The sequence below is a fragment of the Streptomyces sp. NPDC020884 genome (genome assembly GCF_044333935.1).
In the GTDB taxonomy this organism is placed as follows: Bacteria; Actinomycetota; Actinomycetes; order Streptomycetales; family Streptomycetaceae; genus Streptomyces.
In genome coordinates this window covers 14,591-37,264 of sequence record NZ_JBIRRY010000017.1, presented here as the reverse complement: position 1 = coordinate 37,264, position 22,674 = coordinate 14,591, and the positions used below count along the sequence as shown (strand labels likewise).

Below are 22,674 nucleotides of genomic sequence, written 5' to 3'. Positions count from 1 at the left end.
GGACACGGACGACCTGCTCGGCCCTTGACCGGCCGGGCAGGTCGCTCCGGTCGCCCCCGGCCGCAGCGTTCGCGCCGCACGATCAGCCGGGCTTCTTCGGTACCCCCCTCTTCACACAGGACTGCTCTCAGCCGGGTCACTCTCAGGGTGCAGGCAGTCTCCTCCCGCCGGTTGATTCGAACGTGACCGGCGCGTTTTTAAGATCATTCTGTGAAGAACGGACCGATGAACCGGTGGACCACGACATGACGCTGCTGGATGTGCTGCTGGACGCGGCCCGTGAGGCTCCCGGGCAGGTCGTCGTTCACGTCCGCGGCGACGGCAGCGAGCTGACCGTCACCCTGAGCGAGCTCCTCGACGACGCCCTGCGGGTGGCCGGGGGCATGCGAAGGGCGGGCGTGGAGCCGGGGACCTGTGTGCCGTTGCTGGCCGACCGCAGCGAGGACTTCCAGCCGATGTTCTGGGGTGCGTTGGCGGCCGGTCTGGTGCCGGTTCCGCTGGCCCCGGACGCCCGTCGGGTGCTGCCGGTCTGGGAACATCTGGGGCGGCCGCCCGTCGTCGTGGACGCCTCGACCGCGTCGCTGACGGGTGAACTCCCCGGCGGTGTACGCGCCCTGGCCCTCGAGGCCCTGCGGGAGGGGCCGGTACTGCGGGAACCGGTCGCCGCCGGGCCCGACGACGTCGCGTTCGTGCAGTTCTCCTCGGGAAGCACCGGTGCGCCCAAGGGGGTGGAGGTGACGCACAGCGCGGTGCTGGCCAATCTGGAGCAGATACGGGCGGCCTCGGCGCTGGGCGCCGACGACGTGGTGGTCAGCTGGATGCCGTACTTCCACGACATGGGGCTCATCGGGACGCATCTCGCTCCGCTGGCCGCACGGGCCAGGCAGGTCAAGATCGGGCCCCTGGCGTTCGCCAAGCGGCCCCGCGTGTGGTTCGAGGTGGCGGCCCGGCACCGGGCGACGGTGCTGTCCGCGGCCAACTTCGCCCTCGCCCTGGCCGTACGCCGGGTTCCGGACGAGGTCCTGGCCCGGCTGGACCTCTCGGCCGTACGGCTGTTGCTGGTCGGGGCGGAGCCGATCGCACCGGCGGTGTGGCGGGCCTTCGCCCGCAAGACCCGTCCGGCGGGGCTGGATCCGGCGGCGGCCCAGCCGGTCTACGGCCTGGCGGAGGCGACGCTGGCGGTGACGTTCCCGCCGCCGGGAGAGGTGGCCGAGCCGTTGGTCCTGGACCGGGCGGCCTTGAGCGGTGGCGTGGCCCTGGACACCGAACCGGGCGAGGGAGCCGTCGAGTTGATGGACGTGGGGCGGCCGGTTTCCGGCTGCGCCGTGCGGATCGTCGATGACGCGGGAGCCGTCCTCGGGGACCGGCAGGTCGGGCACATCATGGTGAACGGACCACAATTGGCCCGTGGCTACCACCGCCTTCCCGGCGTGAGCGCGGAGGTGTTCTCCGAGGGCTGGCTCCGCACCGGCGATCTGGGGTTCCTGCGGGACGGGCGGCTGTGCGTCACGGGCCGCCACAAGGACGTGCTGTTCCTCAACGGCCGCACCTTCCACGCCACGGACATGGAAGAGGTCGCTGCGGCGACACCCGGGCTACCGCCCGGCACCCCGGCGGTCATCGGTTCGACCGACCCGGTCACCGGTGCGGAGCGCGTCGTGGTCCTCGTCCCCTGGGCGCGGCCCCCCGGCGATGCGGCGGAGGTGCTCGAACGCGTCGCGGCCCGGGTGCGCGAGGCTCTGCTCCATGACGAGGTGTGGGTGCTGGCCCTGCCGCCGGGGGCGTTCTCCCGTACGACGAGTGGCAAGCTGCAACGCCGGCGGATGCGGGAGCGTTTCGAGGCGGGTGAGTGGGGGCCGGGCGGCAGAGGCGGTCCCACGCCTGCCGCTCCCGGCCGGGCGGAAGCGCCCCGGTCGTCGTCGGAGCCCCGCGCGCAGGCCTCCCGCTCACGGGCCGGCATCCGGGCGGAGGCGCCCCGGGCACGGGCGGAGACCGTCGAGGTCGTGCGGGACGCGTGGGCGCGGGTGCTGGGCAGGCCCGCCGAGTCGATCGGGGTGCACGAGGCGTTCGGGAGCCTCGGGGGGACGTCGCTCAAGGCGATGGAGGTGCTGGTGGCGCTGGAGGATGCCTTCGGCGTGACGCTGCCACCGGCGGTCATCCGTGACCACGGCACGGTGGCCGCCCTCGCCGGTCACCTGCTGACCATGGCGCCCGGCCCGTCGTCGTCCCCGCCCGCGGCCGAGGCGAACACCGCACCGCGGGCCGGAGCAACAGCCGGGGTGGAGCCGGCCGACCCCGCTGCCGCCCCCGGCGCGGCGGCCATCATCGCGATGGCGTGCCGGTTCCCCGGCGCGGACACCCCCGAGGCTTTCTGGGACCGGCTCATCGAGGGGTTCGATGCCGTCACCCCCGTACCGCAGGGGCGTTGGGGCGACGGCCACGACCGTCCGGGCGCACGGCGGGCCGCTCCCCCGAAGCGCTGGGCGGCGCTGCTCGAGGACCCGGCCGCCTTCGACGCCGGCTACTTCGGCATCGACGAGGTCGAGGCACGCGCGCTCGACCCGCAGGCACGCCTCTTCCTCGAACTGGCGCACGAGGCCCTCGAGCGTGCTGGATACGCGGGGCCCCGTAGGCGCGGTCGCAGGATCGGTGTGTTCGCGGCGGTCGGGGACAGCGGCTACCGGGAGGTCCTGGACCGGGCCTCGGCGGACGGTACCGCGCTGCCCACCCTGCTCACCGGGAACCTTCCCGCCCTCATCGCCGCCCGCGTCTCCCAGAGCCTGGACCTCGACGGTCCCGCACTCGGCGTGGACACCGCCTGCTCGTCGGGCCTGGTGGCCCTGCATCTGGCGCGGCGCAGCCTCCTGGACGGCGAGTGCGACCTCGCGGTCGTCGGCGGGGTCAACCTCCACCTGACCTCTGCCCCGCACCGGCTGCTGGAAGAGGCGCAGGCCCTCTCCCCCACCGGGCGCAGCCGCGCCTTCAGTTCCGACGCCGACGGCTTCGTGCCCGGCGAGGGAGGCGCGGCCATCGTCCTGACGCGCCTCGACGCGGCCCGGCTCGCCGACGATCCGGTCCTCGCGGTGGTCCGGGGCACGGCCGTCAACAACGACGGCCGGTCGATGAGTCTCATGGCGCCGAACCCGTTGCGGCAGCGCGAGGTCATCACCCGGGCCTACGAGGCGGCGGGTGTCGATCCCGCCTCGGTGACCTATGTGGAGGCCCACGGGACCGGTACGGCCGTGGGGGACCCGATCGAGCTGCGGTCGCTCGGCCACGCGTTTCCCGTACGGCCCGACGGCGAACCGCGGTTGCTCGGTTCGGTGAAGACGAACATCGGGCATCTGCTGAACGCCGCCGCGCTGCCCGCGCTGGTGAAGGTCGTGCTGGCGCTGGGCCACCGCAGGCTCCCCCCGTCGCTGCACCACGAGCCGGCCTCGCCCGGACTCGCCCCCGCCGGGTTCTCGGTGGTGACCGGGGCCCGGGACTGGACGTCCGCCGGGCCTCTCGTCGCGGGGGTCAACGCGTTCGGATTCGGCGGCACGAATGCCCATGCCGTTCTGGAACAGGCTCCGGCCTTGCCTTCGCCTTCGCCTTCGCTGGGTGCTTCGTCCTCGCCTTCGTTTTCGCCTTCGCTGGGTGCATCGTCCTTGCCTTCACCGGGCGTCCCGTGCGAAGTCACGGTCGAGGGGCCTCACTTGCTGACCCTGTCGGCGCGCAGTGCGGCCGGGCTGCGGGACGTGGTGGCTCAGCTCGCCGCGCACCTGGAGGGCCGTCCGGGACTGCGCGAGGGCGATGTCTGCCTGACCGCGAGCACGTCCAGGGACGAGGGGCCCCACCGGCTGGCCGTCGTCGCGGACGGTGATCTACGGGAACGGCTCGGCGCACTCGCCGCCGGGGCCGGAGACGCGGGCGGGCATGCCGCTGACACGTGCGGACGCGCCGACGGATCCGAAGGGTCGGACGGGTTGGTTGGGTCGGACGGGCGCTTCGGCAGCGTCGTCCGTGCCCGGCCGCGGGTGGTCTTCCTGTTTCCCGGGCAGGGTGCGCAGTTCCCCGGCCGGGACCGGGCGCTGTACCGAACGGCGCCGGTGTTCCGGGACGCGCTCGACGAGGCGTCCGCAATCCTCGGCCCGGTGGCCGGCCGGCCTCTGCTGGACTGGTGCCTGGATCCGACGGTCGACCCCGGCGCGCAGGCCGTGACGGAGGTGGCGCAGCCGCTGCTCGTCGCCTCCGGGGTGGCCCTCGCCCGCCAGCTGCGTACCTGGGGCGTGGAGCCCGACGCGGTCGCCGGGCACAGCGTCGGGGAGATCACCGCCGCCTGTGTCAGCGGGGTGCTGACCTTCGGGGACGCAGTACGGTTCGCGGCCGAACGCGGCCGTCTCATGGGCGCGTTCACCGAGCCGGGCGCCATGATCGCCGTGCACGGGGGTGAGGACGCGGTCGCCGCGGCGGTGGCGGAGTCCGATGGGGCGCTCGCCGTGGCCGCGTACAACGGTCCCGGGCTCCAAGTTCTCTCCGGGGGTGTTTCCGCCGTGGAGCGCGCCGCCCTCGGCCTCGAGGCCCTGGGCATCCCCACGCGTCGTCTGCGGGTCTCCCGGGCCTTCCACTCACCGCTGATGCGGCCGGTCGCCGACCGGCTCGCCGAGGCGGCCCGTGCGCTGACCCCGCGAGCCCCGTCCATCGCCCTCATGAGCACCGTCACCGCCGAGTGGCAGCCGGTCCTCGGCCCGGAGTACCTGCGCGCCCACGCCGAGCGCCCGGTGCTGTTCGGAGCGGCCGTGGAACGTCTGGCTCGGGAGGGGTACGACACGTTCGTGGAGGTCGGCCACGGGGCGACGCTGTCGGGTGCGGTCCGCGCGGCGGCGGGAGCGTACACGGTCGGAGAGCGGGAGGAACGCGGCGACGGGGGCGGCCCGTCCGCGTCTCGGGGCCGGGCCGTCCCGTCGCCCGCCCCGGAACTGTCTCCCGGCTCCGGTGCGTCCAGTGCGTCCAGTGCGTCCAGTGCGTCCAGTGCGTCCAGTGGCAGGGTGCTGGTGGTGTGCGCTCTGCCGGGCGGTTCGCAGGAACTCGCGGACTCCAAGGACCGTGCGGAGTCCGAAGGCTGTGCGGATTCGGAGAATCGCGCGGGATCGCAGGACCCCGCGGGCTCGGAGAACCGTCCGAGCTCGCAGGGCCGTCCGGACTCCGATCGGTTGACCGGTGATGAGCGCGGCGGGCGGCGGGCGCTCCTGGAGACCGTCGGCCGGCTGTGGTCGCACGGGGTGTCGCTGGACCGCACCGCACTCGACGCCCCGCATCACCGGATCCCCCTGCCCACCTATCCCTTCCGGCGCACCCGGCACTGGCCCGATCCGCCGGCGGGCTCCCTGCTGCACCGGATCCGGTGGGAGGACGCCACGCTGCCCGGGGGAACGGCGGCGACGTTGCGTTCGGTGCTGCTGACAGGCCCTGACTCCGCGTCCGTCAGCCGACTCGCCGCGCAGCTCTCCGCCGAGGGCGTCACCATGCACACCCGGGGCGACGACCCGCCGCACGCCGTGGTTCTGGTGGCCGGGCCCGCTCCCGACCAGGAGACCGGCGAAGCCCTCGGCCAAGCCCAGGACGCCGCTCTGGCCGCCTTCGGCGAGGCCCTGGCGCGGCTCGACGAGACGGGCGCGGACCGGCTGCTGGTGCTGACGGAGGACGTCCACACCACGGAGACCGTACGGGAGAGGCCACGGCCGGCCCACGCTGTCCTCTGCGGGCTCCTGCTCGCGCTGCCGCAGGAGACTCCCGGCGCTTCGGCCACCGGCGTCGACCTCTGCTCGCTGGACTCCCCGGCCCAGCGTCTGGAAGCCGTGCTGGCCGAGCTGGCGGCGGGCGGCGCTCCGGGCAGGGCCTCGACCGTCGCCTGGCGGTCGGGGCGCAGGCTCACCCGCCGTTTCGTTCCCCTGGCGGATGGCACCGCGATGCCGCTCGGTGCGGCGCGGTCTCCGCTGCCGCCCGATGGCACCTTCCTCATCACCGGGGGCGGCGGCGGCATCGGTGCCGCGCTCGCCCGGGACCTCGCCGGCCGGGGCCGCCCGTCCCTTGTGCTCACCGGGCGCTCCTCCCGGCTTCCCGCGGGGCTGGCCGAGGAACTCCGCGCCTTGGGCGCCACCGTTCACTACCGCGTGGCCGACGTCTCGGTGGAGAGGGACGTCGATGCGCTCCTCGCCGGACTGCCCCGCCTCGACGCCCTCTTCCACGCCGCGGGGGTGGTGCGCCCCGGCACCCTGCGCAACAGGAGCGTGGACGAGACGGCGGAAGCCCTGGCCGCCAAGACCCGGGGCAGTCTGCTGCTCTCGCTGGCCCTGCGCCGGCACGGGCTCGACCCGGCGGTGTGCGTCGCGTTCTCCTCCGTCAGCGCGGTACTGCCCGGCCTGGCGGGCGCGCTGGGCGACTATGCCGGTGCCAACGCCTTCCTCGACGCGTTCGCCGCGTCGGAGCGACAGGCGGGCAGGCCCTGGCTGTCGGTGAACCTCGCCGCGGTCGCCGGGGCGGGCATGGCAGCGTCCCTCGGCCTCGGGGCCGCGGAGGGTGCCACCGCCGTACGGGCCGCCGGGGGCAGGTCCGTTGCCCTCGCTCCCGCGCTGACGGCACTGCGTACGGCATGCGGCGTCGACGCGGCTCAGTTGGTGCTCGCCGACCTGACACCGTCTCCACTGCCTACGGGGACGGCGCCACGAGCCGCAACGGAGGAGAGGACGGGGACGGAGTCGGTGCCTTCGAGTCGGGTGCCCGAAGTCTCCGGCTCCGGCTCCGGCCCGGACTCCAGTTCCGGGTCCGAACCCCCTACCGACACCGCCGCGTTGCTGCGCCGACTGCTGGCCACGGCGCTGCGTCTACCGCCCGCCGAGATTCCCGACGACGAGCCGTTTCTCGCTCTCGGCCTCGACTCGCTCGCCGCCGTCGACCTCGTCAGGCAGCTCGAACGGGAGCTGGGAAGCACCCTGCCCGCCACGCTCTTCTTCGAGTACCGGACCGTCGGCGAGCTGGCCGCGCATCTCGACGCGACGCCTTCCACCACTCCGGCGTCCGCGCCCTCCCGCGTCCTCTCCCCCGCCCCGGCCCCGGCCCCCGTGCCGGACGGCGTGTCCTTCCCGCTCACCCCCGTCCAACTGGCCCTGCACACCAGCAGTCGGCTCCACCCGGACGTCCCCGCTCACGGTTACGTCCGGCAGACCGTCCGGGGCCCCCTGAACACCCGGCTCCTGGGCCGGGCGCTCACCGCGCTCGCCGAGCGGCACACCATGCTGCGGATCCGCGTCGACAGCACCCCGGACGGGACCGGTACGACGGCGCCCCGGCAGTACGTGGCGCCGCCCGCGGCGCTGTCCGCCTGGTACCAGGTCCACGAGCTCTCCGGCCCTGTCGAGGAGCTCGAAACCGCCCTGTGCAACCGGCCGTTCGACCTCTCCGCCGAGCCTCCCGTGCGCGCGGTGCTCGCCCGGGAGAACCCGGAGCTGTGCCATCTGGTGCTGGTGATCCACCATGCGGCCGGTGACGGATACAGCCTCAACATCCTCGCCGGGGAGCTCTGGTCCCTCTACACCTCCCTCGCCCACGGGCACGCGCCGACGCTGCCCGCGCTCGGCACCGACTTCGCGCGGTACGCGACCGCTGCCGCCGATGAGCGGTCCTCCAGCGGCGGCGCGGCCGCCTTCGCCGCCGATCGGCGGTACTGGTCGAGCAGGCTGGCCTCCCGGGGCGAGCCCCTGCGTCTGCCGTACGACGGTGATCCGTCCGCCCTTCCCACAGCGCCGATGATGACGCGTCAGAGCGCCCTCGACCCGGTGCTGACCGCCGCGTTGGAGGAGCGGGCCGCCGCTCGCGGGGTGAGCCTGTTCCATCTGCTGCTCGCCGTGCACGTGCGCTGTCTGGCCCGGTGGAGCGGGCAGCGGGAGATCGCGGTGAACGTCGCCCGTGCCCGCCGGGACGACCGTCTGGTGCATCTCGACCGGCTCGTGGGGCCGCTCGCCGACGCCCTCCCCCTGCTGTGCGGGACCGACCCCGACGAGTCGGTGGAGGCCCTGACCGAGCGGCTGTCGGCGATCTGGCTGGAGAGCGAGCAGCACGCGAGCCTCACCGGCCTGGACCTGGCCCGACTGCTGCCGACGGACCCGTCCGGGGCCGGTCCCCGGACGGTGAGCCCGGCCGGCTTCAGCTTCTCGCGCTTCCCCGCCGCTCTCGACGGGCGTTGTCCGGTGAGCGTGCGGCCGACCGCTGCCGGCACCGCCACCGCCGCGACGCGGCTGAGCCTGCTGTGCTGGCAGGACGAGACGGTCCTGCGCTTCTCGTGGAACTTCCCCGCCCGGCTCTTCGACCCGGCGACGGTGGCCCGCCTGGACCGTGACTTCCACGAAGAGCTGTCCGCTGTGGTCAGGCACCGCCCCGACGTGCAGGACTCGCCCCACGTCCGGCCCCAGCCTGATGAGCAGGACTCACCCGACATCCGGCCCCGGCCCGACGCGCAGGACTCGCCCGGAGCCGCTCCACGCCCGCACACCGGATCCGCCACGGTCGTGCGCCGGCTGGTCGACCGCTTCCGGGCCACCCCGGACGCGGTCGCCGTCGACACCGGCACCGCCACCCTGACGTACGCCGAACTCGACCATGCCTCCCACGCCCTCGCGGCCTCGCTCCTGGCCGCCGGCGTGACCTCGGGAAGCCTCGTCGGGCTGCTCACCGAGCCCGGCGCCGACACCGTCGTATCGGTCGTCGCGGCCCTGCGCGCCGGGGCGGGCTGGGTGCCGCTGGACGCCGGCCATCCGACCGCGCGCCTGGTCGACCAGGTCACGCGCTCGGGCGTCCGTACCGTGCTGTGTCACGCGGCCACCCGGGCGGTGGGGGAAGCGCTCGGCGATGTCACCCTGGTGTCCGTCGACGATCCGGCGTCGCTCTCGCGGGATGCGTGGCAGGGGTCTGCCGCGGGCGGGGAACGTCCCACTGGATGCGTCCGGTCCCGGGACAAGGTTCCCGTACCCGATCGTCCGGCTGCCGCCGAGGACATCGCGTACGTCATCTTCACCTCCGGATCCACCGGCCGGCCCAAGGCTGTGCCCATCACCCATCGTTCGATGGAGAACTACCTCGACTGGGCCGTCGACACCTTCGGATACGACGCGCACGACCGGCTCGCCCAGACCGCGTCACCCTGCTTCGACGCCTCCGTCCGCCAGCTCCTCGCCCCCCTGCTCGTCGGCGCCGCCGTGGTCACGGTGGCCTGGGACCTGCTGCGCGACCCCGACCGGTTGTTGTCACACGTCGAACGCAGCCGGATCACCGTCTGGAGCTCCGTCCCCACACTCTGGGAACAGCTCCTCAGCGCCGCCGAGGAACGGCGGCGCAACGGCGCACCGCTGCCGGACCTGTCCGCGCTCCGGTGGATCCATGTCGGCGGCGAGGCCCTGTCACCCGCCCACGTACGCCGCTGGTTCGATCTCTTCGGCGGCGGCCAGCAGATCGCCAACCTGTACGGCCCGACCGAGGCGACCATCAACACGAGCTGCCACATCATCCGCGCCCGGCCCGGTGACCAGGTGCGGCGCCTTCCCATCGGCCGCCCGGTGTCGGGCACGGAGGTGGAGGTCGTCGGACCCGACGGGGAGCCCCGTCGGCCGGGCGAAGCCGGGGAGCTCCTCATCTCCGGAGTCGGCCTGACCCCGGGGTACCTCGGCGAACCGGCCCTCACCGAGGCCGCGTTCACGGTCCGCCGCGGGCGGCGCTGGTATCGCAGCGGTGATCGGGTCCGGTGCGCCGAGGACGGCACCCTGGAATTCCTCGGCCGCCTGGACGACCAGGTGAAGATCCGTGGCAACCGGGTGGAGCCCGGCGAGATCGAGGCCGTGCTCCAGGCCCATCCGGACGTCGCGCACGCCGTCGTGCTGGCCCAGGACGGTCGCCTCACCGCCTTCGTGACCCCCGGGCCCGGTTCGTCCGGAGTGCGCGCTGTGGCGCTCCGGCTCCATCTCGCGGAGTCACTGCCCCCGTACATGCTGCCGACCCGGATCACCGCTGTCGGCAGGATGCCGCTCACGGGCACCGGCAAGATCGACCGCCGTGCGCTGCTCGCCCTCCAGGAAGCGACTGCCCCGCCCCGGACGGAGCCGGGGGCCGACACCGGCTCGCGTACAGACGACTTCCGGACACCGCCCCGGGCGGAGCCGGAGGCCGACACCGGCTCGCGTACAGACGACTTCCGGACACCGCCCCGCACGCCGACCGAGGTCCGGCTGGCCGCCGTCTGGTCCGCCCTGCTCGAAACCGACGAAGTGTGTCGTGAGGACGACTTCTTCGCCCTTGGCGGCGACTCGCTGCTCATTCTGGAAGTGTTCGCCCGGCTCGAGAAGCAGGGCGGGCCGCTCCCCCGCCCGACCGTCGTCTACCGCAACCGCACACTGGCGGCCCTCGCCTCCGCCGTGGACGCGGCCGGGTACGCCGCAGCCGACGCCGTAGCGGCGGACGCGTCGGGGCGGGCAGACGGTGAAGCTGCCGACCCGCGGCCCCGGACCCTCGATCCGGCCATGTCTCCCGCTGCCTTCCCGCTGACGCCCACGCAGCGGGGGTTCCTGCTGGCCGAAGCCGTCGCACCGGGTGCGACCTCGTCCTGGCTGACCCGGTTGCGCCTGCACGGCCGCCTCGACAGCGCCCGCTTCCAGAGGGCGGTGGACACCCTCGTCGAGCGTCATCCGATGCTGCGCACCGTCTTCCCCGCCGGGGCGCGCCCGGTCGTCCAGCAGGAGCTTCCATCCTCGCTGCGCCTGCCGGTCGGCTTCGAGAACCTCACCGACCCGGGGGACGTGGAGCAGCGGATCGCCGCCGAACGGGCGCGCACCTTCGAGCTGTGGGCCTGGCCCCTGTTGCGCCTGCGGGTGCTCACCGTCGCACCCGAGGAGCACGTCCTGGTGGCACACGCCCACCACATCATCGGCGACGGCTACAGCGCCGCGCTCCTGGTACGGGAGCTGACGACCGTGTACGACGAGCTGTCCCGCGGCGAGGAACCGGGGCCGGCCCCGCTGCGCAGCACCTTCCGCGACCACGCCGTGCGCATCGCACGGCGCACGGACGCCGCCGCCACCGCAACGGCCCTCGGTGCGGACTCCGGCGGTCCGGCCGCGTCACCGCAGTCGGGTGCCCTGACCGGCGAGGACCGGTGGACACGGCTGAGCGCGCCTTACCGTCCGCCGGTGCTCACCGCCGGTACGAGCGGCGACAGGGGTCCCGGCACGCCCCCGGGCTCCGCCGTGAACGCCCGCTTCCACACCCACGGGTTCACGGTCGACGCCGGCCAGGTCGCGGCGCTGCGCGAACTCGCCGCGCGCGTCGGCTCCACCCTCCACGCCCCGGTGCTCACCGCCTACTACCGGGCGCTCGCAGCTGCCACCGGCCGGGCGGATCTGCTGCTCGGGCTCGCGGTGAGCGGCCGGGACCCCTCCCTGCCCGACGCCCACCGGGTGTTCGGTCCCTTCGCCACGGCCGTTCCCCTGCGGCCGGCCGCAGGGGCGTCCGGACGGCTCGGCGGCACGGGTTTCGAGGACGATCTGCGGCGTGTCGCCGCCGAGTCCGCCGCAGCGCAGACGTACGAGGGCCCCGTGCCGCTGCTGCCCAACGGGCTGCCTCGGACCGCTCAGTTCTTCTTCACCTACCTGGACTTCTCCGCCCTGGGCCCAGAGAGCGGAGAGACGCTGGCGGTCACCCGGGAGGACGGCGACAGCGCGTACACGCCGCCTCCGTCCGGTACGGATGTGTTCCTGGCGGCCGGTCTGGACGGCGGGCGGCTGCGGATCACCGTCCGCGCGGCGGCGACGGCGTTCACCCCGGGGTCGCTGGCCGCCTTCGCGGAGACCGTGCGCGAAGGCCTGACGCGCGCGGTGGTCCCGGCCGTGCCCGGTACGGGCCGATCCGGCCACCCGGGCGGTCCCGGCCAGGACCAGCGGATGGACGCCGCGCTCGTCGGCTATCTGCCGTCCCCGGCCGACCTCGCCCGGTTGGCGGGCCTGCCGGAGGCGGCGCTGCCGCGCGAGGATCTGCGGGCCCTGCTGTTCCCGGACCGGCGGCCCCGGCTCCTGGAGACGCTGCGTACGCCGCTGGGCCGTTCGGGCTTCGTGTGCCTCCCGCTGTTCGCGGACGAACTCGCCCCCGGCGACGACCTGATCGGGCACACCACGCGGGGGGTGGAGCTCGCCTCCTCCTTGGGTGCGCGGGCCGTGTCCCTGGCCGGAATGATCCCGTCGTTCACCGGCTACGGCTTCGATGTCCTGCGCACCGTCGGGACGACCGGAACCGTCACCACCGGTCATGCGGCGACCGTCGTGTCCGTCGTCAGGACCGTGCACGCCGCTCTCGACGCGACGGGGCAGCGACTGGGCGCTCTCACGGTCGCGTTCGTGGGGCTCGGTTCGATCGGCTCCTCCTCCTTGGAGTTGCTGCTCACCCGTACACGGCAGCCGCCCGCCCGACTGCTCCTCTGTGACGTGCCGGGCAGCGGGCCGCGGCTGAAAGAACTGGCCGAAAACCTCCTGGAGCGCGGTCTCGCCGAGGTCGTGGAAGTGGTCGAGTCGGACGACGGGCTGCCGGACGCCGTGTACGGGGCCCGGCTGATCGTCGCGGCGGTCAGCGGGGGCGGCACGCTCCTGGACATCGACCGTCTCGAGCCGGGGACGACGGTGGTCGACGACTCGTTCCCGCACTGCTTCGACACGGCTCGCGCCATCGACCGGATGGAACGGGCGAAGGACATCCTGGTCGTCGGCGGCGGGCTGCTGACCGCCGGCCCCACGGAGCGGGTGGTGGCCGAGGGCCTGCCGGCCGCCGCGGTGGCCGGTTACCTGGCGCAGCCGATGGTGCCGGACACCATCGCGTCCTGCCGGCTGGAGTCCTTGCTCCACGCCTCGGGGGCCGGTGTGCCGCTCGTCCACGGTCCGGTCGAGCCGGCAACAGGTCTGGCCTACTGGGAAGCGGCGGAGGCGGCCGGCATCCGCGCCGCACCGCTTCACCTCCTCACCCGCACCATCGACACGGACGCGCTCGCACAACACCCCTGGCGTTCGTGACCGTTTCCTCGGGCCGGACACCGGGCCCGGGTCCTGCGGGATGCCGGGGCCCGGGGCCTGCCGACCGCGTTGTCAGTGGTCGGGATTAAGTTCGTTCTTGTCCCGCCGCGATGGCGTGGACATCCCCTTTCGCATGCATGGGAGTTGGCGCGTTGTCGGTCTGGGAGAAGTCGAGTACCGCGCGGGTGGTGCCGCCCGCGCGGCCGCGGAAGCTGGCCAAGGTGCCGTTCGTCGAACTGGCCGACGGACGGTTGCAGGGAGTCGTCTCCAGCGGATCGGACATCGGGCGGGTGTACGTGTCGTCCGTGGCGGCGCGGACGTACGCGTTCGCGTGCAGCACCAACAACAACCGGCCCTGCGGTGGTGCGCGCGGGTCGTTCTGCAAGCACATCCAGGCGCTCGTCGGCGAGGCGGTGCTGCAGTACGGCGCGGAGCGCGTCGCCCGCTACCTCACGGTGGAGACCCCGGACGGGCAGCTCGACGCCCCGTCCCTCATCGCCGTCATGACCGCCGAGCGGCCGGGGCAGGGCGACTCCTCGGCCGCCGCACAGGTGTTCAGCCGGTTCCTGCGGCACCTCGCCTATCTCGAACTGGCTCCGGTCACCTCGCCGTTGCCCGAGATGCAGTGGTTCCCGCCGACGCGGGCGGTGGCCTGATGCGTGGCGACCTGTTGTCCGGACCGGTCGACGGGCTCGACGAGGCGCTGGCCGCCGTGGACGCCTTCGACGGGGCGCTGGTGGCCGGTCTGCTGCGGCCGGGGCCCGCCCAGTCCGCCGCGGTCGCCGGGCTCGCCGCCGCCGTTGCCGGGACCCCGCTGGCCGCGCGCGTCGCGGAAGCGGCCGACCGGGCGGCGGCCGGAGCAGCCGGGGAGGGCCATTACGTGGCGCTCGCCGCCGCCCGCGGCGCACTGCTCGGCTCCGTGCACGATGCCTTGGCGCAGCAGATCGACGAGGCCGTCGGCCGGCCCGCCGCGGAGGAATCCGCCCTGGCCGCCGCGGTGCCGGAGCAGGGGACGAACCTCCTCGCGGCGGCCCGCAGCTGGCTGTGCGACCTCGCGCGCAGTGGCTGGCGGGGCATCGACCACGAGCTGGTCGCCGGGGCCGCGCCGGTGGTCTCCGCGATGCTGCCCGACCCGGCGCTGCGTCGTCGGGCGACGCTGCTGGACGGGTTCGCCGCCGAGCTCGCCGCGTCCTGCCCGGGGGTGACGCTGGAGCGGGTGCCGGTGCGCCGCTGGGCCGATCTGTGGTCGCGCGCGCTGCTGTTGACGGTGCCCGGCGCCGCGGGGGAGCCGTCCGTCGCCCCGGCGACCGGTCGCCTGCTGCCGCTCGGCGTCGATGTACAGGAGCACGCCACGGCCGTGCAGGCGCAGGTCCACGCCGTGTTCGAGCCCGCGGACGGCGGGGCGCCCCGTCTGGTGCGTGCGGGGGTCTCCGCGCCCAAGCCCGACACGGTCGTCGGGGCGGGCCTGTGGCAGTTGCTGCGTCCCCGCATGTCCTTGCTCGGCGCCGTGAGCGAGGGTCGCTCGATGGAGCTGGACGCCATGCCGGTGACCGCCGAGGGGGATCTGGTCTGGGACGACGAGCGGGCCCGTCCGGGTGAGCCCGCCGACGCCTTCGCCACGGCGCGCGTGATGCTCTCCGCCGCGACGGCCGCCCGCGTCGCGCCGCTGGACCGGCATCCCGTCCGGATCGCCGTGCCGGTGCTGCTGGAGGGGTACACCGCCCGGAGCGAGGAGGGCCGTCTCACGTTCGACTTTGCCGGGCAGCTCCTGGCCGTCGACACCGACCGGGTTCCGGCCGCCGGTCCGCTGACGCCCGAGGCGGTCGCCGCCTCCCGCGCCTGTGTGGCGCTGCTGCGCTGGGATGCCGGGGAGTTCCTTCTCCAGCCGCTCGCGGTCGAGGCGATCGTGCGGAAGAAGTCCGTCGCCGTGCACGCCGGGTCGTGGGCCGGCGGTACCACCGACAAGGCCGGCGTCCGGGCGGAGAAGGCCGCCACCGACGCCGTCGCCGTGCTGCGCGAGCGCGCCGGAAGGCTGTTGCGGAAATGACCGAGAACATCACCGGGCAGCGGCTCGGTCCCGCCGGGCCTGAGCAGGCCGGACCCGACCCGGACGAGAACCGGCGTCAGGTGCTGTACTGGCGGCTCCTGGCCCGCCTCTTCGACGGCGAGGAGCAGCCGGCGCTGGAGTCGGCGAGTCTGGGTGTCGTCGAGGACATCGGGCTGCCCTCCGCGCTGCTGGACCCCGGGACGTCGCTCGACTCGGTCGTGCAGCGCCATCCGGAGCTGGCCGCCGAGTTCGACGGGCTGATGACGCCGGACGGCGATGCGGATGGCGCGGTCGATGCGGACGGCGACGTGGACGACGCGGATGGCGCGGTCGACGCGCACGCGGGTGCGGTGGACCCGGGCTCCGGTGCGGCGGCCGGGGCGGGCGAGTCCCGGGACCGGGCGGCGGAGGTGCGGCGCGCCGCACTGGTCTCAAAGGTGCTGCTCAATGTCTTCGCTACCGGTTCGAGCACGGTGACCGCCGAGCAGTTGGCGCGCTGGCAGTCCGACGCGGGCTGGCTGGAGCGGGCGATGGGCTGTCCGCCGGGCGGCCTCCGCGGCGGGCGGGCGGCGGGCTCGGGCATCGACGCAGGCGGCCTCGGGCCCGAGCTGGCGGCGATCGAGGCGGACCTCGTGGGGCGTATGCGGCTGCGTGAGGTGCTGGCCGACCCGACGCTGGCGGCGCGGCTGACGCCCAGCATGTCGCTGATCGAGCAGTTGCTGCGGGACAAGGGCAACCTGTCGGGCGTGGCCCTCGCCAACGCCAAGGCGCTCATCCGCCGTTACGTCGACGAGGTGGCGGAGGTGTTGCGTACGCAGGTGGAGAAGGCCACCGTCGGCGAGCTGGACCGTTCGGTTCCGCCCAAGCGGGTCTTCCGCAATCTCGACCTGGACCGCACGATCTGGAAGAACCTCACCAACTGGAGTCCGGAGGAGGAGCGGCTCTATGTCGACCGCCTCTACTACCGGCACACCGTCCGCCGGACGACGCCGCAGCGGCTGATCGTCGTGGTGGACCAGTCCGGCTCCATGCTCGACTCGATGGTGAACTGCACCATCCTTGCCTCCATCTTCGCCGGGCTGCCGAAGGTGGACGTCCACCTCATCGCCTACGACACCCGCTCCATCGATCTCACGCCCTGGGTGCACGACCCGTTCGACGTGCTGCTGCGCACGAATCTCGGTGGTGGCAACGACGGTCCCGTCGCGATGGCGATGGCCCGCCCGAAGATCGCCGAGCCGAAGAACACCGTCATGGTGTGGATCTCGGACTTCTACGAGTTCGACCGCTCCCAGCCGCTGTTCGAGGGCATCGAGGCCGTGCACCGCTCGGGGGTGAAGTTCATCCCCGTCGGCTCGGTGACCAGCTCGGGTCGCCAGGAGGTCAATCCCTGGTTCCGGGAGCGGTTCAAGGCGCTGGGCACGCCGGTGGTCTCCGGGCACATCGGCAAGCTCGTGCACGAACTCAAGACGTTCCTCACCTGAGCTGCGGGGCGGGGCCTCCCGCCCGCCGCACGCTCTCCCCCTCGCTCATCTCTCTCTCGTCTCCCTCACTTTTCTCGTTCTCCTGACTTTCCTGCCTGTTCAGAAAGGCCTTCTGATGTCCGACGTGTTGCGTGCCCCCGCCGAGACCAAGTACGCCGAGGAGCTCGACTGGCTCGAGTCGATCGACGACAGCCCCAAGCCGTTCTCCTGGCGGCTGTCCCCGAAGATGGTCCGGCTGTTCGTCCTGGGGTCCGAGCGCGCCGACGGTCTGGACCGGGAGATCTCGCAGAAGTGGTTCGGCGACCGGAGCTTCGTCGAGCGGTCGATCGTCACCCTCGCCTCCGACCGCGGTCTGCTGCTGATCGGAGACCCCGGCACCGGCAAGAGCTGGCTGGCGGAGCTGCTGTCGGCCGCGATCTCCCGCAACTCCACCCTGGTGGTGCAGGGCACGGCCGGCACGACCGAGGACCACATCAAGTACTCCTGGAACGTGTCCATGGTCATCGCCAAGGGCCAGTCGCGCGAGTCGATGATCCCCTCGCCGATCATGACCGCGATGGAGACGGGCGCCATCGGCCGCTTCGAGGAACTGACCCGTTCCACCAGTGACGTCCAGGACGCGCTGATCTCGATTCTCTCGGAGAAGTACATCTCCGTCCCCGAGCTGCAGAGCGACGGCCCGGAGGCGGGCGACAACATCGTCTTCGCCCGGCCGGGTTTCTCGATCATCGCCACCGCCAACAGTCGTGACCGGGGCGTCAACGACCTGTCGTCCGCGCTGAAGCGCCGCTTCAACTTCGTCCGCATCCCGGTGGTGACGAACAAGAAGAGCGAGGCGGAGATCGTCCGGTTCCGCACCGAGGAACTGCTGCGCCGGCACGCCATCGACCTGGACGTGCCGCCGACGCTGCTCGACATCCTTCTCCGGAGTTTCGCCGATCTGCGGGCCTCCGCCGCGGCGGCGGGCAGCGACGACGAGAAGCTGGAGTCCGCGCTGTCGACCGCGGAGCAGATCGGCGTACTGGAGGACGCGGTCCTGCACAGCAACTTCTTCGGCGAGCGCGCGCTGACCGCCCGGACGCTCGCCTCCTCGCTCGTCGGCTCCCTCGCCCGGCGGGACCCCGAGGACCTGGCCATCTTCAACAAGTATCTGCACGGCGTCGTCGAGCCGCGCAGCAAGCAGGAGGGCGGCTCGTGGCCGGAGTTCCTGGACGGCGGCCGCGACACGATCGCCACGCTGTCATGAGCGGGTCCCCCACGAACGGTCCCGGGGAGACGTCGTTCGCCGCTCTGCGCGGGCAGTTGCACGAGGCCGCCACGGCCTTCGCCGACGGGCCCGACGCGTTGGAGGGCATCCTCCTCGGCATGGTCGACGACGTCGACCGGGCGGTGCGCGAGCCGCTGGAGATCTTCCCGGTCTGCCACCACTCTCCCGCGTCCGCCCTCGCGATGGCGCGCCGGCTGCGCGAGAAGCAGCCCAAGGTCGTGTATCTGGAGCTGTGCGAGGACATGGCCCCGCTCCTCGACGAGCTGCGCAACTGCCGGCTTCCGGTGGCGGTCCAGGCCTTCGCGAGCGACGTCGACGGGTTCCCCGCCGAGTGGGCCCCGCTGTCGGTCGTCGCCCCGATCACCGAGGCGTCCGCCGAATATCAGGCCATCGCGTATGCCCTCGACACCCCGGGCGTCGAGCTGGTCCTCGTCGACCGGTCCTCCGACCACGTATTCCAGTGGGACAGCCGCCACGCCGGGCGCACCCCGCAGGAGGCATCGGGTCCTGCGGCCGAAGCCCCGGAGTCCGAAGCCGCGCTGCACGGCGAGGCGGTCGGGGTGGAGATCGGCGACCTGCGGCCCCGCTTCGCGGAGCTGGAGGAGCATCTGCTGCGGCACGGCAAGGTGCGGCACTGGTCGGAGTGGTGGCACCAATACGTGGAGGTCCCGCTGGGCGGCAGCGACCACGCCGCCTACCGGCAGGTCATGTTCCTGGTCGGCAGCCTGTTCCGGCGGCTCGCCCCCGGCGACGGGGACCGGGTCCGGGTGGACGAGGAGCGCGAGCGGTACATGTGGACCCGGATGCGCGAGCACCTGGCGTCGAGCGGGGCCGACCCGCAGGACTGCCTGTATGTGTGCGGCGCCTTCCACGCGGCCAGCCGGGTCGAGGAGTTCGGGGTGGCGGGCAGCGCGTCGTATCCGATCTCCCCGCGCTCCGCGACCGCCTGGCAGTACGGGCTGATCCCGTCCAGCCACACGGCGATCGAGGCGCAGTTCGGGCTGGCTTCCGGGTCGGTGTCGATCGCCGCGACGCAGTGGGCGAAGAACCTCAAGCGCACCCGGGTCCAGCCGTACCGGCTGGCGGGGCAGGACGGTGCGAAGAAGCCCCGGGCGTCGAAGAAGGCCGTGGCGGCCCTCCCCGCGTCCCCGGAGCCGGCCGCCACGGACCGGCTCTCGGGATTCCTGCGGCAGCCGCCGGTCCTGGACGCGCTGGACGAGGCAGAGCTGCTGGGCTGGTCGGTGGATATCGTGCGGGCGGCGCGGCGCAGCGGCTATCTGGCGTCCACCGCCGACGCCATCGCGGTGTTCGAGACGTCGATCCTCCTCGCCGGGATGCGGGACCGGGCCAAGCCCACGCCCTACGACTTCCAGGACGCGGCGATCACCTGCATCGAGAAGGACTCGGTGCCGGGCCGGCGGGACGTGCGCCGTCTCGTCGAGATCATGATGGGCGGCGACCGGATCGGCCGGGTCGGTTACGAGGCGCTGCCGCCGCTGGCCCGTGATGTGCACGACCGGCTCGCACCGCTGGAGTTGAGGCTCGAGCAGCGTGGGGTGCAGCGTGCGCTGCTGGACATGAACTCCCGCCCGGAGCTCGGGGCGTGCTCCGATGTGCTGTGGATGCTCCGGCGGCTGATGCCGCACGGGGCGGCCCGGCCGATCATGGGTGAGCGGAAGCTCGGCGAGCGTTCGCTCCAGGAGTCGTGGGACCTGGCGCTGGGCACCCATCAGCGGGCGCTGGTCGAGCTCGGGTACGAGGGGGTGAGCATCGAGCAGGTCCTGGAACAGCGGTTGCGCCGTGACGCGTACGGGCCGCGGGCGACGACGGCGGTCGTCCTCGCCGCTGTCGAGGACGCGACGCTGTATCTCGGCAGCCGCCGTCTCACCGATGAGCTGGGCAACCGTGCCCTGGAGGTCCTTGCCGCCGAGCGCACCGTGGACGGGGCGCCGGAGGTGCTGCGCCGGGTGCGGGGCCTGCTGGCGTACTACCGGACCGCTGAGCCGGTCCTGCCGCCGTGGGTGGAGTTGTTCGTCAAGGCCGGTTACGCGCACTACTGCACCCTGTTGCCGACGGCGTTCACGGACGAGGACGCGACCGTGGGGCAGGTGGCGGCGATGCTGGGCTTCCTGTTCAGCATGGAGAGCCTCGCGCTGTCGCTGGGCTGCGACCGGGCCCAGCTGGAGTTGGCCGTCGCCCAGTCGCGCCCTGCGGACCCGGAGAAGACGGCGCTCCTGTGGGCGGCGCAGGTGCAGCTCGGCGCCCTGTCCCGGGCCGAGCTGCGGGAGCGCTGCGGGGAGCTGCTGGCGAACCCGATGGTGGTGCCCGCCTATCCGCGCTATCTCAGCGGCTTCGTGCACGCGTTGGTGCCGGTGCCGGGGCTGGCGGACGTGGTGGTGGAGGCCGTGTCGAACGCGTTCGGACGGCTTCCGGATCCGGTTCTGCTGCCGTGGCTGCCGACGCTGATCACGACGTTGAAGGCCGGGGCGGCCGACCTGGCACCGCTGTTGATCCGTGAGGCGGGGCGGATCTTCCCGGCCCGGCTCGCGGCGTTGGACGCGTGGGTGCCGCCGTGGCGTGACGTGCCGGAGGCGGATGTGTCGGCCGCCGGCGGGGCGGGGGCGGCCGACGGCGCGCGTCGTGGCGCCGCTCTGCTCTTCGCGCATCCGGGGACGCTCGACGCGGTGGCGGGGCTGCTGGGCTGCGAGGGCACGTGGGACGCGCCCGGGGCCGGCGCGGCGGGTGCGGTGCTGTTGGCCCGTCACCCGGACACCGCGACCGCGTGGGAGTCGCTGCTCACCGGCGCGTAAGGGGGGTGTGCGGTGCCGGGAAGGCTCATCGCCCCCGGCACCGCACTGCCGGACGTCCACCTCAGAGCCCGATGCCGCCGGTGGCGTCGATGCTCTGGCCGGTGACCCAGCGTGCGTCCTCCGAAGCGAGGAAGGCCACGACGTCGGCGATGTCGGCCGGCTGGCCCATGCGGCCGAACACGGAGTGGGCTGCCAGAGCCTCCGCGGCCTCGGGCGTCTCGCGTCGCCGGGCGTTCATGTCGGTCTCCACGAAACCGGGCACCACGGTGTTCGCCGTAATGCCTCGCCCGGCCACTTCCTTTGCCACAGCAAGCGTCAGCGTCTCCACCGCGCCCTTGGTCATGGCGTAGGTCACGGACTCCGGAAATGACCGGTGTGCGGCGGCCGACGAGATGTTGACGATCCGTCCTTCGTTCCGCATCAGGGTCAGGCCCTGCTGGATAAGGAACAGCGGTGCTTTCACGTTCACCGCGAACAGCCGGTCGAAAATCTCCGGTGTGGCGTCCCCTATTCGCCCGGATCCGCTCACACCGGCGTTGTTGACGAGAATATCCAGCACCGGCTCCTCGCCCCGGTCCCTCATTCCCGCGACGAACGCCCCGTACAGCGCTTCGGCGTCGCCCGGCACTCCCAGCAGCGAGCCCACCGCGAAAGCCTGTCCGCCCGCTTTCGCGATCTCCTCGACGACCTCCTGCGCGGCCTCGCCCCGCGCACCGTAATGAACGGCGACCAAGGCCCCGTCACGCGCAAGCCGCCGGGCGATCGCCCGGCCGATGCCGCGGCTGGCACCCGTGACCAGCGCGACCTTTCCCGCCAGCGAACCCATGGATCAGACCCCCTATGTCGAACATTCCGCAGATCTCGTGGAGCGCAGCCACCCTACCCATCGTCAGGGGGTGGAATGCGCTTCCGCGAACCGGGGCCCGGGACATCACCGGCGAGGGCGTAGCGGGACGTACGACCGAAGGAGGGGCGGGCCGCACAGGTGTACGAAACCTGCGTACGTCTGCTTGATATTGCTTGAAACACTCGCCTAATATGCAGTTTCGAGCATCGATGGTCGCGAACCGGGAACAGGGAGCACAGATGACGCACGTGGCTCAGGAGCTGGCCAGTCAGCCCGACTGCTGGCAGGTGGCCGCCGGTATGGCGGACGGACTCGCCCACCGGCTTCCGGCGGCCGGCGAGCGCATCGCCGTGGTCGGCTGCGGTACGTCGTACTTCATGGCCCAGGCCTACGCGGCGCTCCGGGAGGGCAGCGGCCAGGGCGAGACCGACGCCTTCGCCGCATCGGAGTTCCCAGTCGGCCGCCCCTACGACCGGGTCGTGGCGCTGAGCCGCTCCGGCACCACGACGGAGGTGCTCGGCCTCCTCGGGCGGATCGGTGACACGACCCGCCGCACCGTGGTCATCGGCGACCCCGACACCCCGATGGCGGCGATGGCCGACGACACGATCGTGCTGGAGTTCGCCGACGAGAAGTCCGTCGTGCAGACCCGCTTCGCGACCTCGGCCCTGACCCTGCTCCGTGCCCATCTGGGCCTGCACACCGACTCGGTGGTCGAGGACGCCCAGGTGGCGCTCGCCGAGCCGCTGCCCGCCGGGCTGGTGGAGTGCAGCCAGTTCACCTTCCTCGGACAGGGGTGGAGCGTGGGGCTCGCCAACGAGGCGGCGCTGAAGATGCGTGAGGCCGCACTCGCCTGGACCGAGGCGTACCCGGCGATGGAGTACCGGCACGGCCCGATCAGCATCTCCACCCGCTCCACCGCGACCTGGATGCTCGGCGAGGCCCCGGCCGGGCTGATGGACGAGGTGCACGCGACCGGCGCCCGGTGGGTGGCCGGCGGCCTCGACCCGCTGGCGGAGCTGGTCCGGGTCCAGCGGCTGGCGCTGGCCATCGCGAACGCCCGCGGTCTCGACCCAGACCGTCCGCGTCACCTCACCCGCTCGGTCATCCTCAGCACGGCCTGACGGCAGGCCCGGCCGC

The 22,674-nt window shown here is 73.2% G+C and carries 8 protein-coding genes; 7 read left to right on the top strand and 1 reads right to left on the bottom strand.

Annotated features, from left to right (window positions below):
* Positions 1-233: 233 nt before the first annotated feature.
* From ACH4UK_RS36285 to ACH4UK_RS36260, 6 genes are all read left to right on the top strand, one after another.
* Positions 234-13,079: an amino acid adenylation domain-containing protein gene (locus tag ACH4UK_RS36285; RefSeq protein WP_398363427.1), complete on the top strand. Its 12,846-nt coding sequence runs from the start codon at positions 234-236 to the stop codon at positions 13,077-13,079.
* Positions 13,080-13,216: 137 nt separating this feature from the next.
* Positions 13,217-13,735: a hypothetical protein gene (locus ACH4UK_RS36280; RefSeq protein ID WP_398363425.1), complete on the top strand. Its 519-nt coding sequence runs from the start codon at positions 13,217-13,219 to the stop codon at positions 13,733-13,735.
* Complete coding sequence (locus ACH4UK_RS36275) at positions 13,705-15,126, top strand: hypothetical protein (RefSeq protein ID WP_398363423.1); 1,422 nt, start codon at positions 13,705-13,707, stop codon at positions 15,124-15,126. Before ACH4UK_RS36280 ends, ACH4UK_RS36275 begins: the two co-directional genes overlap by 31 nt.
* On the top strand, positions 15,123-16,610 hold the full coding sequence (locus ACH4UK_RS36270; RefSeq protein ID WP_398363421.1) for a VWA domain-containing protein: 1,488 nt from the start codon (positions 15,123-15,125) through the stop codon (positions 16,608-16,610). Before ACH4UK_RS36275 ends, ACH4UK_RS36270 begins: the two co-directional genes overlap by 4 nt.
* 115 nt (positions 16,611-16,725) lie before the next feature.
* Complete coding sequence (locus tag ACH4UK_RS36265) at positions 16,726-17,856, top strand: AAA family ATPase (RefSeq protein WP_398363419.1); 1,131 nt, start codon at positions 16,726-16,728, stop codon at positions 17,854-17,856.
* On the top strand, positions 17,853-20,687 hold the full coding sequence (locus ACH4UK_RS36260; RefSeq protein WP_398363417.1) for a hypothetical protein: 2,835 nt from the start codon (positions 17,853-17,855) through the stop codon (positions 20,685-20,687). The genes ACH4UK_RS36265 and ACH4UK_RS36260 overlap by 4 nt, the downstream gene beginning before the upstream one ends.
* Positions 20,688-20,748: 61 nt before the next feature.
* On the opposite strand, the gene ACH4UK_RS36255 is transcribed toward ACH4UK_RS36260, so the two are convergent.
* On the bottom strand, positions 20,749-21,513 hold the full coding sequence (locus tag ACH4UK_RS36255; RefSeq protein ID WP_398363415.1) for an SDR family oxidoreductase: 765 nt from the start codon (positions 21,511-21,513) through the stop codon (positions 20,749-20,751).
* A 260-nt stretch (positions 21,514-21,773) separates the two neighbouring features.
* Between ACH4UK_RS36255 and ACH4UK_RS36250 the strand changes: the two genes are divergently transcribed.
* On the top strand, positions 21,774-22,658 hold the full coding sequence (locus ACH4UK_RS36250) for an SIS domain-containing protein (RefSeq protein WP_398363413.1): 885 nt from the start codon (positions 21,774-21,776) through the stop codon (positions 22,656-22,658).
* Positions 22,659-22,674 lie beyond the last annotated feature (16 nt).

Excerpts from the sequence above, each read along its gene's own strand:
- ACH4UK_RS36280 (WP_398363425.1), top strand. The coding sequence starts at position 13,217 with ATGGGAGTTGGCGCGTTGTCGGTCTGGGAGAAGTCGAGTACCGCGCGG.
- ACH4UK_RS36270 (WP_398363421.1), top strand. The coding sequence starts at position 15,123 with ATGACCGAGAACATCACCGGGCAGCGGCTCGGTCCCGCCGGGCCTGAG.
- ACH4UK_RS36265 (WP_398363419.1), top strand. The coding sequence starts at position 16,726 with ATGTCCGACGTGTTGCGTGCCCCCGCCGAGACCAAGTACGCCGAGGAG.
- ACH4UK_RS36260 (WP_398363417.1), top strand. The coding sequence starts at position 17,853 with ATGAGCGGGTCCCCCACGAACGGTCCCGGGGAGACGTCGTTCGCCGCT.
- ACH4UK_RS36255 (WP_398363415.1), bottom strand. The coding sequence starts at position 21,513 with ATGGGTTCGCTGGCGGGAAAGGTCGCGCTGGTCACGGGTGCCAGCCGC.
- ACH4UK_RS36250 (WP_398363413.1), top strand. The coding sequence starts at position 21,774 with ATGACGCACGTGGCTCAGGAGCTGGCCAGTCAGCCCGACTGCTGGCAG.